We start from the raw sequence: 14,469 nt of genomic DNA, 5'->3' as shown, positions 1-14,469 counted from the left end.
TGATCAGTAAATGGGTTTCCGCTTTCGCTGATAATACTTTGATGATAAGTAAATGGGTATTTACCCGTGTAAGCAGGGGGCAATTAGGAGGAAATCATCTGGTGATATTTTTAGGCTATGCTTATGGCAGTAGTAATATATGATATAAAAGTTCTGTTTAGCTTGGCTTACTCATAAAAGAGAATTATTTTAGATGGGGAATAATATCAATTACTTTATTGATGTGGCATCTTTAAAAGGATGTGAAGAAACAGATAGGTTTTGCAGATAATATCTGGGTTGGAAACAAAGAAGGATTTTTATCGGTGGCAAAAAGTAAAAAGGATAATGTTTGAGATATTGTAATTTTCAAACCACAAACGATCAGAAAATTAAAATGACTGAAAAAAAGGATAATTATTTAGACAATCATTACATCCATAGAAGTAATTGGTTGAGAGCAGCAGTTCTTGGTGCAAATGATGGAATTTTGTCAACAGCGAGTCTTGCTATTGGTATTGCTGCAGCGAGTGATGCTCGGGAACCTATTGTGTTGGCAACAGTTGCGGGATTAGTCGCAGGAGCATTGTCAATGGCAGCAGGAGAGTACGTTTCTGTAAGTTCTCAAACAGACGTGGAAAATTCGGATATTGAAAGAGAAAAACAAGAGTTGGAAGAAATGCCCGAAATTGAATTGCAGCGATTGGCAGAAATTTATGAAAAAAGAGGACTGAAAAAAGAAACCGCATTAACTGTTGCAATAGAATTATCGGAGCACGATGTATTGGGTGCACACATTAGAGATGAATTGGGAATAAATGAAATCAGCCAGGCCAGACCAATACAAGCCGCTTTTGCATCAGGTGCGGCATTTAGTGTAGGAGGAATATTACCCCTTTTGGTAACTCTTTTTCTACCCTTAAAAACAATGGAGTATTCTCTTTATTGTTTTGCAATATTCTTTTTAATTATTTTAGGCGCATTAACTGCTAAAACAGGAGGTTCAAGTGTAAGTAAAGCAATTATTCGAATTACATTCTGGGGAACTATTGCAATGGGACTTACCGCGTTTGTTGGATATCTATTTGGAGTTGCTATTTAATTAAATTTTAAAATTGAGACAGAGAACGAAGCACATTGGCATTTAGCTGCAAATCATTTGCCAATATTTTAAATTAAAAAAAAGTGAAGGCCGATTCCACTGGAATCGGCCTTCATTTTAGTTTTTATTAACTCTCTTTCAGAGGATTTTCCGGAGGGGAATTACTGCAATCTAATCTTGCAGTTGTTTGCTCTGATGTTTAGTTTCGAAAATGCTTTTTTATCGCCTACACGACCTTTTGCCACGAAAGTCTTTTTATCAGCAGTTTCTTTGTTCGATAAGATGAAGTCTTTCGAATTATCGAATTTTACTGACTTGTGATTGATTTCATAATCAATTTGAGCACCTTCCATAAAACTAAGGCCAACATCTCCGTATTTTGAGTCTATTTTAATAAATGAAAACATATTGTTGATGTTGAAGATGTTGATGTGTCCAAATTTCTGATCGTAGTCAACTTCGCCTCCCAATTGGCTAATTTCAATTTTGCTAAAGTTTGATGATCCGTATAGGTATTCCAATTCTTTAATGTCGAATTTATCACGTGCAGAAGTCATGCTAATGTTATCGGCAACACCAATCGTAAATTCAGAATCGCGGCTCTCACCGGTTAATTTGCTGGCATTTTCTATACTTACTTTAGAGTTGGCCACGTTTAATTTGGAATCACTCAGTTGTTCAACTTTAAAAGTACATCCTGTAATTGTAAAGCTGTTTTCTCCATGTAAGCTCTCAGCAGTAAAATTCCCATTTGTTAAATCAAGATTTAGGTTGCCGTCATGACTATCCATAAAAACATCTCCATCTTTCTGGATAATTTCTAATTTTACGTTGGAAGGTAGCTGAACGGTGTAACTGATCTTTATTTCGCCTTTGTTAAAAAGAGAATTGGTGAGTTTTTTTAGTGAGAAAAAGTCTCCAAATACGGTTTCTGCAGATAATTGAGCTTCTCCTTCCGTAAAATCGATATTAATATCATCGGTCATCCTTTTAGTTTTTTCATCGTCCGAACCCTCTACACTAATCAGCACCTCGAATTTAATTTCAGGATTGTCCCAGTGTTTAATCTGAATTTTACTGTATTTCGATTCAATTTTAAGGTTTTCTCCGGCTTTAAACGTCTTCTCAATTTTTTTGTGTTTGGTGATCGCATTTGCAGATCCAACAAAAAAGCAGATGCTAAAAAGCGCAAATAGTAATCGTCTCATAGTATTTGAATTTATTATTTTAGAATTATTTATTTCGAAATCTTAATTTAAGAGTCAAACTTTTAACTCCTTTTGGTGGAATTAGATTGTGTTACCACACGAATTTTAACAAAGATTAATAAAAGAGTGGCTATAAACAGACAAACTCTTCCAATAAAATCCCCATGCTCGGAGTAAAAGGTTTTATTTTCCCGTAATTTTAATCTGCCGGTCAGCACTTCTTTTTTCCACCATGTACTCTTAGCAACAATCGTGCCTTTTGAGTTGATATAAGCAGAAATTCCATTGTTGGCAACCCGAATATAGTCTCTGCGGGTTTCAACGGCTCTTAACCGACTAAAATTGAAATGATGTTTATAACCCGGAGTTGTTTTCCACCATCCATCATTGGTAATCATACAAAGAAAACCAGGGATTTCCGGAACTCTTTGTGCACAGTAATCACCAAAAATTGATTCGAAGCAGACAACAGGAACTAATGCTATGGAATCAGATATGAAATAGTCAATATCATTCCTGCTGCTGTAGGTTCCCTGGTATCCTCCAATTTCAATCGAATAGTCTTTTAAAAAGCTTAGGTATTTATCGAATGGTACTCTCTCAAATAGAGGAACAAGCTTTGTTTTGTGGTAAAATTGAGGCCTTATGGTATCGCTTAAAAATAGTGCGGAATTAAACGATTCAGATTCAATTTTGCTGTGAGTTCCAATAAGTATTTTCGTTTTAGGATATTTCTTTTTTAAATAGAGCAATTGTATATAGTTGGAAGATTTCTTAGGCTGATTTTCATCGATATATTTTAAAATCACGGTTTCCGGCGCTAATAAGAAATCGGGATGGTGAATACTGCATACCGAATCTGCTGTGGTCATAAAATCCGCAAAGTGTTTTTCTTCATTTTCGGGAACAAATTTTTCGTTGTATGGATCTAAATTTGGCTGGATTAGTGTGAAGCTTTTGGTTCCGATTTCATTTTCCTTTTGGTGATATAGAAAAATAGAGTAGAGAAGAGGAATACCAATTAAAAGAAACATTCCAATAGATTTAAAAGCGATGTTCTTTTTTTGATTTTTTATCAGAGAAAAGAATCCGAGATTGATTAAAATCACCCATAAACTTCCGCCACGCGTTCCTGTAATTTCGTACCACTGTATCCATTTAGGTGCAGAAGCAAAAGCATTACCCAAATTCAGCCAGGGCCAGGCTAAATCCCACCAGGTATCGAAATATTCAAAGCCCAGCCAAATAAGCAGAAATGGAAATAGAATGGAAATTTTCAAGTGTTTTCGTGATCGGCTAATTAACCAAAAAATCAGCGCAAGCAAAAGAGAATTAATAAGTATGATGAGGATTACTCCTGTGATTTGAGCTTTGCCCACCCACCAATACGCCAGAATATTCCAAACTAAAAAACTCAGAAAAGAATAATTGAAAAGTGTGTAAGGATTGTGGTGATTGATTGTTTTTTCTTCGAGCCAAAGAAGAGGAATCCATGCAAAAAAAATGAGCGGAAAAAGTTGTGGTATGCAAAAAGGCATTCCCAGTAAAAGACCTGATGCAATGGCAAATAGTATGTTTTTTTTCACTTTATCGATGAGTTAGATGAACTCCAACTAAGATAATAAATATGGATGCAGTTTGAGCAATGGAAATATGATCACCGCCAATTACAAGTCCCCAAAATATGGCTACAATGGGAATAATGTAGGCGATGGATGCCGCAAAAACGTGCGATGATTTTTTGATGAGTTGATTGTATAGAATTACTCCTGCGAAAGTTAAGACAGCGAGTAAACCAAGCATTAATGCACTTTTCGATAAGCTTTCAGATGCCAAAGGTGCACTTAAATCGGTGAAAGCCAGAAAGCACCCTGCCATTGGACCGACAAATAGAAATGCTAAAGAGGCAATTTCGGTTCCGCTAAGTTTTGGCAATGAAAAACTAACAATATTTATGCTGATGGCTATTGATAGAATGGCCATAAACACATAAAATACTCCCCAAAAATAAGATGCCCCAAAAGAATCTCCTGAAAAACTAATAACAAGGGTTCCAGCAAAACCCAATAGAATTCCTCCCATTACTTTTTTATTCGTACTGGCCTTAAAGAAAAGGATGGCAATCAGCAATGTAACCATTGGTAACATGGCATTAAGCATGCCTGCCACCGAAGAGTTGATTTGGGTTTGTGCTTTGGCAAAAAAATAGGCCGGGCCAATATTCCCTGTGATTCCGGAAAGTAGTAACGGAAGCATGTTTTCTTTCGAAAGTTTTCTGATATTTTTAATAATCAGAGGGATAAAGAGTAGGAATGAGAAAAATACCTGAAAAGCAGCCACCTGATTGTGACTGAAACTTTCCAAAGCAATCTCCCTCAAAATATATGGACTTCCCCAAATAAAAGAAACTAAAATCAGTAATATCCAATTGTTATATTTTTGGGGCAGTATCATTATCTTGGGGTGTTGTGTAATTATTCGTTTTCTTCTTCGAAAGCCTTATATTTCGCAGTTAATTCAGAAATCATTTGGCTGAAAGTAGTAATCGCCGAGAGGGTGTCTTTCGAGATTTCTTTTCCTTGAAGTTTAAGCATTAAAATACCATACAAAGCAGTAAGGCATACCTCAATATCATTGTTTTCCTGGGTCGCTTTCGATTTTTCGCGGAATTCGTTTATATTACCAAGAGCCTGCTGATAATGGCTGTTGTAGGCTGAATCCTTGCCTTTTGTTAGCAGATAAACATGGAAATCGTAAAGTTCGTTTACATTGTTCTTAAGAATTTGAAGATGTCCCATTTCTTCCACCTTTTCAATCTTCATCATTTCAATCAGGTTTTCGTACCATTCTCTAATTTCGTTTTGAGTAGTTTCCGGCTGATCGAATTGTTTGATGATGTTTTCGTTAATTTTATCAATATTGAATTGATAAGCTCTGATGATATCCTCAACTTGCCACATGTAAAGGATGTATTCTGCTAAATTCGTTTTCTTTTTATCCTGTGCTATTATCATATTTTTTTCTTGTCGGTTCCTGATGTGTTTATTCCTGCTTTAGCTTATCAATTAATCTGCGATCTAGTTTTGTTGGTCTTCCAACACCTCTGTCTCGTGATTCAAATCCTCGGGTATTGGTTGCTTCCAATAAATCCAATTGATCTTGAGCAGTTATGTCTTTTACAAAGTCAACGGCCAATTTTGCGCCCATCCGTTTGCCGGATATAGCTGTAACCAAGTAACTGCGGATAATAGGAGGAACACGCACATCAATTTGTTCGTTTAACCTTACTTCGCGTGATGGTTTTACGTGTACACCACCAATGGTTACTTTTCCTTTTTTACAAGCTTCGGCCGCCATACTTCTGGTTTTGAAAATACGTACGGCCCATAGCCATTTGTCTACTCTAACCTTATCATCCATGGCTTTTTATTTTTAACTGCCTGATTTTTTTGTATTGTATGCTGTCATGGTTCTCTGGATACCAATGGTACTCATTCCTTTTATCATGTTGATACAGATTTTAAAGAGCTCAGGTAGTTTCTCCAGTTCTTCAGGCGACCATTCACCTAAAACATAGTCAACTTGCTGTCCTTTGCTAAAATCGGAACCAATTCCAAAACGCAGGCGGTTGTAGTTTTGGTGTCCCAATATCTCGTTGATGTGTTTTAATCCGTTATGACCGGCATCACTTCCTTTCGGTCGTAATCGTAAAGTTTCAAACGGCAAGGCAAGGTCATCAACCAAAACCATCATGTTTTCAACGGGTATTTTTTCTTTCTGAAGCCAGTAATTAACCGATTTCCCACTTAAATTCATGTAAGTGTTTGGTTTTACAAGCACAAAGATCCGGCCTTTAAATTTGTATTCAGCAACAGCTCCATATCTGGCTTCTTTGAATTCTATTTTAGCTGTCTCGGCCAGAGCATCCAAAATACGAAATCCGATATTGTGTCTTGTGTTTGCATATTCAGCACCAATGTTGCCAAGGCCTACAATCAGATATTTCATCTCAATATTATTTTCTTGCAGCGGATGTTTAGTCTGCCCAAATAGTTTTTTTAGAAATTGTATCATAACGAATCCAAAGTTAGAATATTCATGGCATTTTCCATGAAAACTTTGTATTCATTCTATCCTTCATTTTAGGAACGAGGGATATTAAAAAACCTCCCATTCTTCAATAAATGGGAGGTTATATTTATTTGCTTCATTGTGCTGAGCAAAATAGTGTTGAAATCTATTTTGCAGCCATTGCAGCAGCACGAGCAGCTCTTGTAAGCTTAACTTGAACAACTACCGATTTCTTAGAATTAAGAAGTTCTAAGTTATCATAGGTAAGTTCTCCAACCTGAATACTTTTTCCAAGTCCAAGGTGGCTAACTTTAACAAGAAGATTTTCTGGAAGATCAGCCATTAAACCTTTCACCTTAAGTTTTCTTGAGATAACTGCTAATTTACCACCAGACTGAACACCGATTGCGAATCCTTCAACTCGAATTGGTAATTCTACTTCGAATGCTTTGTCTTCAAATACCTGATAGAAATCAGCATGTAAAGCTTTGTCATTAACCGGGTGATACTGAACATCTCTTAATACACAAGAGAATTTTTTTCCGTCAATATCTGCATTGATAACGTAAACGTCTGGCGTAAAAAGTAATTTACCCAATACTTTTTCGTTAATAGCAAAGTGAATGTTTTCACCACCACCGTATACTTCGCATGGTACCATTTCTTCTTTACGAAGAGCTTTGTTTGCTTTTTTTCCTAAATCTGTTCTTAAAGAACCTTTTAATTCAAAAACTTTCATTTCCTTGAAATTATGTGCTACTCAAAATAAACGTCATCACTTGGTAAAAAAGTTCCGTTCACTTCCCATTACACGTTTATAAAATGTTTTACCGAAAAAATCTGCGCAAAGATATAAATTATAATATGAAATTGGAACTGATTGATTCGCAATTGTAAACATTAAGAATTGTTTTTGCGAAAATGTCAGCAATTGTCAATTCTTTAATTTTTGAACATTCGCTTTTTAAAGGAATAGAATCAGTGAAAACAACTTCTTCCAAGGCCGATTCTTCAATTCTTTCATAAGCTGGACCAGATAGAACAGCATGTGTTGCAATAGCACGTACACTAAGAGCACCTTTCTCTTTTAACATGTTGGCGGCTTTCGTAATTGTGCCTGCCGTATCAATCATGTCATCAACAATTACAACATGTCTGCCATCAACGTCACCAATTGCAGTCATTTCACCAACAACATTCGCTTTTTCGCGTGATTTGTGGCAAATGGCCAAACCTGCATTTAAATATTTTGCGTAAGTATTCGCTCTTTTACTACCACCCATATCCGGAGAAGCAACAACCAGGTTATCCAATTTTAATTTTTCGATGTAAGGAAGAAGTACAGAGGAACCATACAAGTGATCAACAGGAATGTCAAAAAATCCTTGAATTTGGTCGGCGTGAAGATCCATTGTCATTACACGGTCAACACCAGCTGCCATTAGTAAATTGGCAACCAATTTGGCTCCAATCGCAACTCTGGGACGATCTTTTCGGTCCTGACGGGCAAATCCAAAATAAGGGATTACTGCAATAACTTTGTAAGCAGATGCTCTTTTGGCTGCATCAATCATTAGCAATAGCTCCATCAAATTATCAGCTGGGGGATAAGTTGATTGGATAATGAATACTTGAGCACCTCTTACTGTTTCTTCGTAACAGACTTCAAATTCACCATCACTAAATCTTGTAATGCTTGATTTTCCTAATTGCAATCCTGCTGCTTTTGCAATTTCACCTGCTAAATACTCACTGTTCGAACCAGAAAAGATTTTAATCGGGGCTTTCATTAAAATATTATTTGTTTATAAATCAGATAACTATTGTACTGTGCAAATTTATGAATTATTGCGCCAAAAAACTGATTTTAGTCAAGTTGCCGCAATTTATTTTATCCATTTTAAAGGATAATTTATTTTGTTTAAATAAAAAAGAAGATGTCTTTACGAGATCTTCCCTTATTGTTACTTTCGTTTTTGAAGCAAAACCGTTTTGTTGGTTTCATCAATAGAATTTAATATTTCGTCTTTCCCTAATCCACTTGATGCCGAACTAATGAAGTAAGGGGGCATTTCTTCCCATGTATTCAATAATTCAGTTTCGTAGGCTTTAATGTTTTCAGATAATTTTTGCTTGCCAAGTTTATCAGCCTTCGTGAATATAATAGAGAAAGGGATTCCGTTTACACCTAACCATTCCATAAAATCAACATCTTTGGCTTGAGGTGCGTGCCTGCAATCTACGAGTACAAATAAATTGATAAGATTGGGACGGCTTTCAATAAAACTGAAAATTAATTTTGAAAACCGTTGTTTGGTATTCTTTGCAACTTTCGCAAAACCATATCCCGGTAAATCTACCAGATACCATTCATCATTAATTAAGAAATGATTAACCAATTGTGTCTTACCAGGCTTGGTAGAAATTTTCGCCAAACCTTTGTGATTGGTTAGCATGTTAATAAGTGATGACTTTCCAACATTCGAACGTCCGATAAAAGCATATTCTGCCTTATTATCGGTCGGACATTTTTTAATATCCGAGTTGGACATCACAAATTTAGCACTAGTAATATTCATGGAGTGTTTTTTACGTTGCAAAGTTATACAGATTCTTATCTTTTCCGAAAAATGCTTCAACTTTATTGACTGATCATCTAAAATTCTATGGGAATAAAAAAATCCTCTTTTTAATTGTATAAAAAGAGGATCGTATAATTTATCAAGTCTATTTTATATAGACTTCAAGAATTTTTGTTTTTGATTTCGGAGTAAGAGTCAAATTGTTAATAATTGCAGGAATCAAAACGCTTTCTCCCTTTGCAACAGTTAAAGAATCTTCACCGTAGGTAATAATCATATCACCTTCTAAACACATATAAATTACAAATGAATCTAATTCGATGTAGTCTTTTTCCTGTGGTTTGTCAAATTCCAGAATGTTGGTGGTGAAATAAGGACAACGAACAAGTTCAGCTGTTTTATTAATTTCAGTTTGGTAGCTGGTTTCATATTTTTTCTCAAAACTATAGTCGATCGCATCAACAGCAAGTTCTGTATGCAGCTCTCTTGGATTTCCGGCATCATCAGTTCGGTTAAAATCGTACATTCGGTAAGTAACATCAGATGTTTGTTGAATTTCAGCCAACAGAATTCCTTTTCCAATTGCATGAACACGGCCTGCAGGAATATAAAAACAACTTCCTTCCTTTACTGGTGCGTTGTTTAAAATCTCTTCCAACTTGCCCTCTTCCAACTTCGCTAAATATTTTTCTTTGCTGATATCCTGATTAAACCCAACGATCAGTTCAGATCCTTTGTCGGCTTCAATAACATACCACATTTCTGTTTTACCATATGCATTGTGTCTTTCTTTAGAAAGTTCATCATCAGGATGTACTTGAATAGAAAGGACATCATTGGCATCGATAAATTTTATCAGTAAAGGAAATTCAACCCCAAAATTCTCATAAACATGGTCGCCTACAAGGTCTCCCATATAAATTTCAATGAGTTCTTCCAGATTATTTCCTGCTAAAAAGCCATTGCTAACAACCGAAATATCTCCCTCTACACCAGATATTTCCCAACTCTCACCAGCATTAGGTAGAGGAGAAAAATCTTTATTCAATACTGTCTTCAATTTGTTTCCACCCCAAATTTTATCTTTAAGGATGGGTGTGAATTTCAATGGATACAAACTCATTTTTGTACAATTTATTAATTTGATTGCTATTTTGGCTTTTGGCTATTCTTAAAATTCGTAGTCAATTACTTTACGTTCTGCTGCCATTTCTTTTACAACCGATGCTGCTTTTAAATGTTCAGGATGGTTAGCGTATAAAGGTAAGGCGTCTATGTTTTCAATATCAACATTTACAATAAAATCAAATGAAGCATCGGAACGAAGTTGGTCAAAACCAATTTGTAGAAATTTGATTTCAGGAATTCTTTCATCCAATCCGTCAAATGCTTTTTTTAATCTGTTAAAGTAACTCTCTTTTTCTTCAGCCGATTCGAAAGCTTTAAATTTAAACATGGCAATGTGCTTGATCATTTTAATTCTTTTTTAAATTATTAGTAACTTTCCAGCCGAAGTTAATGCAAAATTAGCATTTTTGAATCAAACATCTAAATATCATACAACATGTTGATTATTGGAATTGCGGGAGGCACAGGCTCAGGCAAAACTACAGTGGTTAGAAAAATCATTGAAAGATTAAATCAAGGGGACGTTGCTGTTTTACCGCAAGATTCATATTACAGGTCTAATGAAGAGCTTACATTAGAAGAACGTCAGGAAATAAATTTTGATCATCCAAGGTCAATAGAATTTGAATTGTTGATTGATCATGTTAAGAAATTAAAGAGTGGGCAATCGATAGAACAGCCAATTTACTCTTATCTTACTTGTCTTCGTTCGGATGAAACAATTAGAGTAGAGCCCAAAGGAGTAGTTATTGTAGAAGGACTTTTGATTTTAACAGATCCGGTTCTTAGAGATTTAATGGATTTAAAGGTGTTTGTAGATTGTGATGCTGATGATCGTTTAAATCGAGTTATTAAGAGAGATATTGTAGAGCGGGGCAGGTCGGTTGAAAAGGTATTGGATCGATACGATAAAACGGTTAAACCAATGCATCTTCAATTTATAGAGCCAAGCAAGCGTTATGCTGATATTATTGTTCCTCAGGGTGGTAATAATATTGTTGCCATCGATATATTAACCCATTTTATTCAGAAAAACCTGATTGAGCATCAGTAAGCAGTATATTTTTGTTGCCGGATAATATAAAATTAAAATGGAGACTTTGTTACTGTCTCCTTTTTTTATAACTTTTCATTTTATTTATGATAAGTCTTGTGCTATGCTGAATCAAATTAAAGTCGAAAATTTACTTTTTGTAGATATCGAAACAGTTTCTGGAAATGCAGTTTTTGAGGAATTATCGCCTAAGTTGCAGGAGCTGTGGGAGAAAAAATCTGATTATTTTCGAAAAGAGGAAGAATCGCCGTCCGATGTATATGGAAGAGCGGGAATTTATGCCGAATTTGGTAAAATTGTTTGCATTTCAACGGGTTTGGTTACTAAAAAAAATGGAGAGAAAAGGTTTGTTGCGAAATCGTATTATGGCGATGATGAAAAGCAATTATTAGAGGAATTTGCTTTGATGCTCGATCGCTTTTCCAGCAAGCCAAATAGAAATTTGTGTGCACATAACGGAAAAGAATTTGATTTTCCGTATATCGCCCGAAGAATGTTGATTAATGGAGTTGTATTGCCTGGAGTTCTAGATATTGCGGGTAAAAAACCTTGGGAAGTACAATTTTTAGATACCATGGAACTCTGGAAATTCGGCGATTATAAGCATTACACTTCTTTGGCTTTGCTTTGTGAGATTTTCGGTATCCCTACACCAAAAGATGATATTGACGGATCGATGGTGGGTAAAGTATATTGGCAGGATAATGATTTGGAACGCATTGCTGTATATTGTGAGAAAGATATTCTGGCCACAGCACAGGTGTTTTTGCGTTATCAGGGGGAGGATTTAATTCCGGAAACCAATTTTGAGCGGGTATTGTTATAAAAGTCTTGCTATTGTACAATAGTTTCGCTTTTTTCGTGTTTGTATATCAGGATGTAAATCCTAATTTGATTCAAAAATATTTTAAAAACTAAAAGATAGTAAATTGATGAATACTTCATTTTATAATAAATTGTCCTTTGCAATATTGATTGCTGGAAGCATGTTTTTAACCTCCTGTGGAAGCAGTAGTGGAGGTGGAGAAGAGGACGTTTTCGAGTTTAAATCTTCCGACCTAACCAACAAGTATTGGTATGCAAATCCTTTTTTATCATCTGATTATAATCGTAATGATGCTTTGATCGTGTATCGTTTTGAAGGTGGAGGAGTGCTTAAAAAACAAGAATTTAGCGGTCGGAGAGATGAAGTTGTTGGAGAATGGAGTTTAATAGATAATCAGTTGGTGATTAAAGATGAATCTATTTCTGCGGATAATAGGCAAGAATGGTTTATTCAGGATAAATCAACCAGTTCCTATTTGAAGCTTAATAGTTCGACAGGAACCAGAGAGTTTTATACAAATATAGATGGAATAAATGATGTGAAAGCAGATGCTTATGTTGTGAATGAGCTGCGTTTGGTGAATAATGCTTATGAGTCAGCTTACCGTTTGGAATATATTGTTCGTGGTAATAGTCTTTCAAATGTAACTGTTTTGCCTGACGCTTCAAGTTCTTATCAGTTAGAAGAATTTACCGATTTTAAAGGGGAGAAGGCATTTCAGTTATCAGCTAATGATCGGTTTAAGTATGTTAATGATTTTGCGGGATCTCAAACGATCAAGTTTTATATCAAATTAGCTAATAAAGAACAGTATAAATTGGAGGAACAACTTTACGCTTCAGATATTAAAGCGTTAAGTAATTTTGATATTACAGCATCACATGCAAGTGGTAGTTTACAAGTTACTGTAAATTGGAAAGCAATAGATGAGGATGATATTTACTACTATGTTGAGATTTTGGATAAGAATGCGAATGAAAATGCTCCTAAATTCAGAAGTGCAAGACAATCTGCTGTAGCAGGAGAGGAAAAAGAAATTGTAATTAGCTCTTCTACTGCTAATGAATTGGATTTGTTGTCAGAATTAACAGTAGGTGAAGACTATTTTGTGAAGATTATCGGTTTTAAATACGAAGACGGCATTCATGCAGATAATAGTTCAAACAAGGAAGAAAACATACAAGCTATGACACGCTTTGTTTTAAAAGGTGGTCAGTGGTAGTATGAAAATAATTGAATTTGAAACCCGAGACGAATTTGTTTCGGGTTTTTTATTTAATCCAAAACAAAATACTCCACTGTTATAATCAATAGTTTTGCTTGCTCTGCCTGTCCCTAAACAAATGTAGCATGTCCCTACAATTTGTTTCGCTTCCGGATTCTTTCCGTTCCCTGAAAATAATTCTCCGTACGTGAAGGCGAGTGTTCCGTTCGTACTTTCACTTGTTCCGTTCGCGAACGGAAGGGTATTCACTCCGAACGGAGTATCTCAACCTGCGCACGGAAGCACAAAACTGCCGAACGGAAAGGGTTCCAACGCGCACGGAAGCCCATCCATGCCAAACGGAAGACCTCAATTGGCGCACAAAGATGGTCAATTTACGAACGGGAGTGTCTTCTCCTGAAATAGTACATTTTAATCCAACGCAAAATATTCAACAGTTTTAACCAGTAGTTTTGGCTGTTCGGCATGCACCCAATGTCCGGCATTGGGTATGGTGGTAATTTCTGCTTTCGGAAATACCGTTCGTATTAAATTATGGTCGTTGTCGGTAATGTAATTCGATTTTTCGCCTCGGATAAATAGAACCGGAAATGCTGTGACTCCTTTGCCTTCGGCAAAACGATCACCATCAATACCGTCCATTATTTGAGGTAAGTAATCGTTAATGGTTTTAATGTTTAGTTTCCAGATAAACTGTTTATTCTCGTCTCTTTTCAAATTTTTAAGAAGAAACTGTCTAACCCGTTTACTGGTTATACTTTCTGTTAATTTTGCATCAATTTCGGTTCTGTTTTTGTAAAGCGATAAATCCAAATTAAGCATGGCTTTAACGATACAGGAGTGATCGATTGTTTGTGGGGCGTAATCGGAAATCCTGCTGTAGTTTTTGGGAGCAATATCCACAACAAGCAGACTGCTTACTCTTTCCGGATAATCGGTTGCAAAAAGCATAACGGTTTTTCCGCCCATCGAATGCCCAAGTAAAATGGCCTTTTCAATTTTGTGATCGTTCATAAATTCCAGAAGATCTTCTTTTAAATCCTGATAAGTATGTGAATTGGCATGAGGAGAGTCTCCGTGGTTTCTTTGATCTATAATGTAAACCGTGAAGTTATTCGATAGCTCTTTGGCAATAGTCAGCCAATTATCCGATGCGCCGTAAAGACCATGAAGAATTAGTAAAGGACGACCTTCGCCAAGTTTTTTGTAATTGAGTTTCATTTACCTGAGATTTATTTCGGAAATAAAGATAAGAACCAAATCAATAAAGTGATTGGCTAAATTGAGATTTTTA

Annotated in this window: 16 protein-coding genes; 4 read left to right on the top strand and 12 right to left on the bottom strand. The window is 35.8% G+C overall.

Features of this window, described 5'->3' with window-relative positions; translation table 11 throughout:
- The first annotated feature begins 331 nt into the window (after positions 1 to 331).
- Positions 332 to 1,081: a VIT1/CCC1 transporter family protein gene (locus QUH73_RS03370; RefSeq protein WP_289529071.1), complete on the top strand. Its 750-nt coding sequence runs from the start codon at positions 332 to 334 to the stop codon at positions 1,079 to 1,081.
- A gap of 161 nt (positions 1,082 to 1,242) precedes the next feature.
- On the opposite strand, the gene QUH73_RS03365 is transcribed toward QUH73_RS03370, so the two are convergent.
- From QUH73_RS03365 to QUH73_RS03315, 11 genes are all read right to left on the bottom strand, one after another.
- Complete coding sequence (locus QUH73_RS03365; RefSeq protein ID WP_289529070.1) at positions 1,243 to 2,289, bottom strand: hypothetical protein; 1,047 nt, start codon at positions 2,287 to 2,289, stop codon at positions 1,243 to 1,245.
- A gap of 62 nt (positions 2,290 to 2,351) precedes the next feature.
- On the bottom strand, positions 2,352 to 3,875 hold the full coding sequence (gene lnt / locus QUH73_RS03360; protein WP_289529069.1) for an apolipoprotein N-acyltransferase: 1,524 nt from the start codon (positions 3,873 to 3,875) through the stop codon (positions 2,352 to 2,354).
- A 1-nt stretch (position 3,876) separates the two neighbouring features.
- Positions 3,877 to 4,743, bottom strand: coding sequence for a DMT family transporter (locus QUH73_RS03355; protein ID WP_289529068.1), 867 nt, complete (start codon positions 4,741 to 4,743; stop codon positions 3,877 to 3,879).
- Between the two features lie 20 nt (positions 4,744 to 4,763).
- Entirely contained in the window at positions 4,764 to 5,303 is a 540-nt protein-coding gene (locus QUH73_RS03350; RefSeq protein WP_289529067.1) for a DUF4924 family protein, read from the bottom strand.
- Between the two features lie 28 nt (positions 5,304 to 5,331).
- The gene (locus tag QUH73_RS03345; protein ID WP_289529066.1) at positions 5,332 to 5,709 is read right to left on the bottom strand and encodes an RNA-binding S4 domain-containing protein; all 378 of its coding nucleotides are present in this window, start codon (positions 5,707 to 5,709) and stop codon (positions 5,332 to 5,334) included.
- Positions 5,710 to 5,721: 12 nt separating this feature from the next.
- Positions 5,722 to 6,363: an aminoacyl-tRNA hydrolase gene (gene pth / locus QUH73_RS03340; protein ID WP_289529065.1), complete on the bottom strand. Its 642-nt coding sequence runs from the start codon at positions 6,361 to 6,363 to the stop codon at positions 5,722 to 5,724.
- Positions 6,364 to 6,526: 163 nt separating this feature from the next.
- Complete coding sequence (locus QUH73_RS03335) at positions 6,527 to 7,099, bottom strand: 50S ribosomal protein L25/general stress protein Ctc (RefSeq protein WP_289529064.1); 573 nt, start codon at positions 7,097 to 7,099, stop codon at positions 6,527 to 6,529.
- A gap of 118 nt (positions 7,100 to 7,217) precedes the next feature.
- A complete protein-coding gene (locus QUH73_RS03330; protein WP_289529063.1) occupies positions 7,218 to 8,150 on the bottom strand; it encodes a ribose-phosphate pyrophosphokinase in 933 nt (310 codons plus the stop codon).
- Between the two features lie 174 nt (positions 8,151 to 8,324).
- Positions 8,325 to 8,939 (bottom strand): ribosome biogenesis GTP-binding protein YihA/YsxC, encoded by a 615-nt coding sequence (gene yihA, locus QUH73_RS03325; protein ID WP_289529062.1) that lies wholly within the window; start codon positions 8,937 to 8,939, stop codon positions 8,325 to 8,327.
- 148 nt (positions 8,940 to 9,087) lie between these two features.
- Complete coding sequence (locus QUH73_RS03320; RefSeq protein ID WP_289529061.1) at positions 9,088 to 10,065, bottom strand: type I phosphomannose isomerase catalytic subunit; 978 nt, start codon at positions 10,063 to 10,065, stop codon at positions 9,088 to 9,090.
- 48 nt (positions 10,066 to 10,113) lie between these two features.
- A complete protein-coding gene (locus QUH73_RS03315; RefSeq protein WP_289529060.1) occupies positions 10,114 to 10,416 on the bottom strand; it encodes a Dabb family protein in 303 nt (100 codons plus the stop codon).
- 90 nt (positions 10,417 to 10,506) lie between these two features.
- Between QUH73_RS03315 and udk the strand changes: the two genes are divergently transcribed.
- The 3 genes from udk to QUH73_RS03300 all read left to right on the top strand — a co-directional run bounded on the left by udk (position 10,507) and on the right by QUH73_RS03300 (position 13,172).
- Positions 10,507 to 11,124, top strand: coding sequence for a uridine kinase (gene udk, locus QUH73_RS03310; protein ID WP_289529059.1), 618 nt, complete (start codon positions 10,507 to 10,509; stop codon positions 11,122 to 11,124).
- A 103-nt stretch (positions 11,125 to 11,227) separates the two neighbouring features.
- Positions 11,228 to 11,950, top strand: coding sequence for a 3'-5' exonuclease (locus QUH73_RS03305; RefSeq protein ID WP_289529058.1), 723 nt, complete (start codon positions 11,228 to 11,230; stop codon positions 11,948 to 11,950).
- Between the two features lie 106 nt (positions 11,951 to 12,056).
- Complete coding sequence (locus QUH73_RS03300; RefSeq protein ID WP_289529057.1) at positions 12,057 to 13,172, top strand: hypothetical protein; 1,116 nt, start codon at positions 12,057 to 12,059, stop codon at positions 13,170 to 13,172.
- 414 nt (positions 13,173 to 13,586) lie between these two features.
- Here the strand turns inward: QUH73_RS03300 and QUH73_RS03295 are convergent, their stop codons facing one another.
- Positions 13,587 to 14,396: an alpha/beta fold hydrolase gene (locus QUH73_RS03295; RefSeq protein WP_289529056.1), complete on the bottom strand. Its 810-nt coding sequence runs from the start codon at positions 14,394 to 14,396 to the stop codon at positions 13,587 to 13,589.
- Positions 14,397 to 14,469: the final 73 nt, after the last annotated feature.

It is taken from the genome of Labilibaculum sp. K2S (genome assembly GCF_030372765.1).
GTDB lineage: Bacteria > Bacteroidota > Bacteroidia > Bacteroidales > Marinifilaceae > Labilibaculum.
This window is presented reverse-complemented; position numbering and strand designations above follow the sequence as displayed.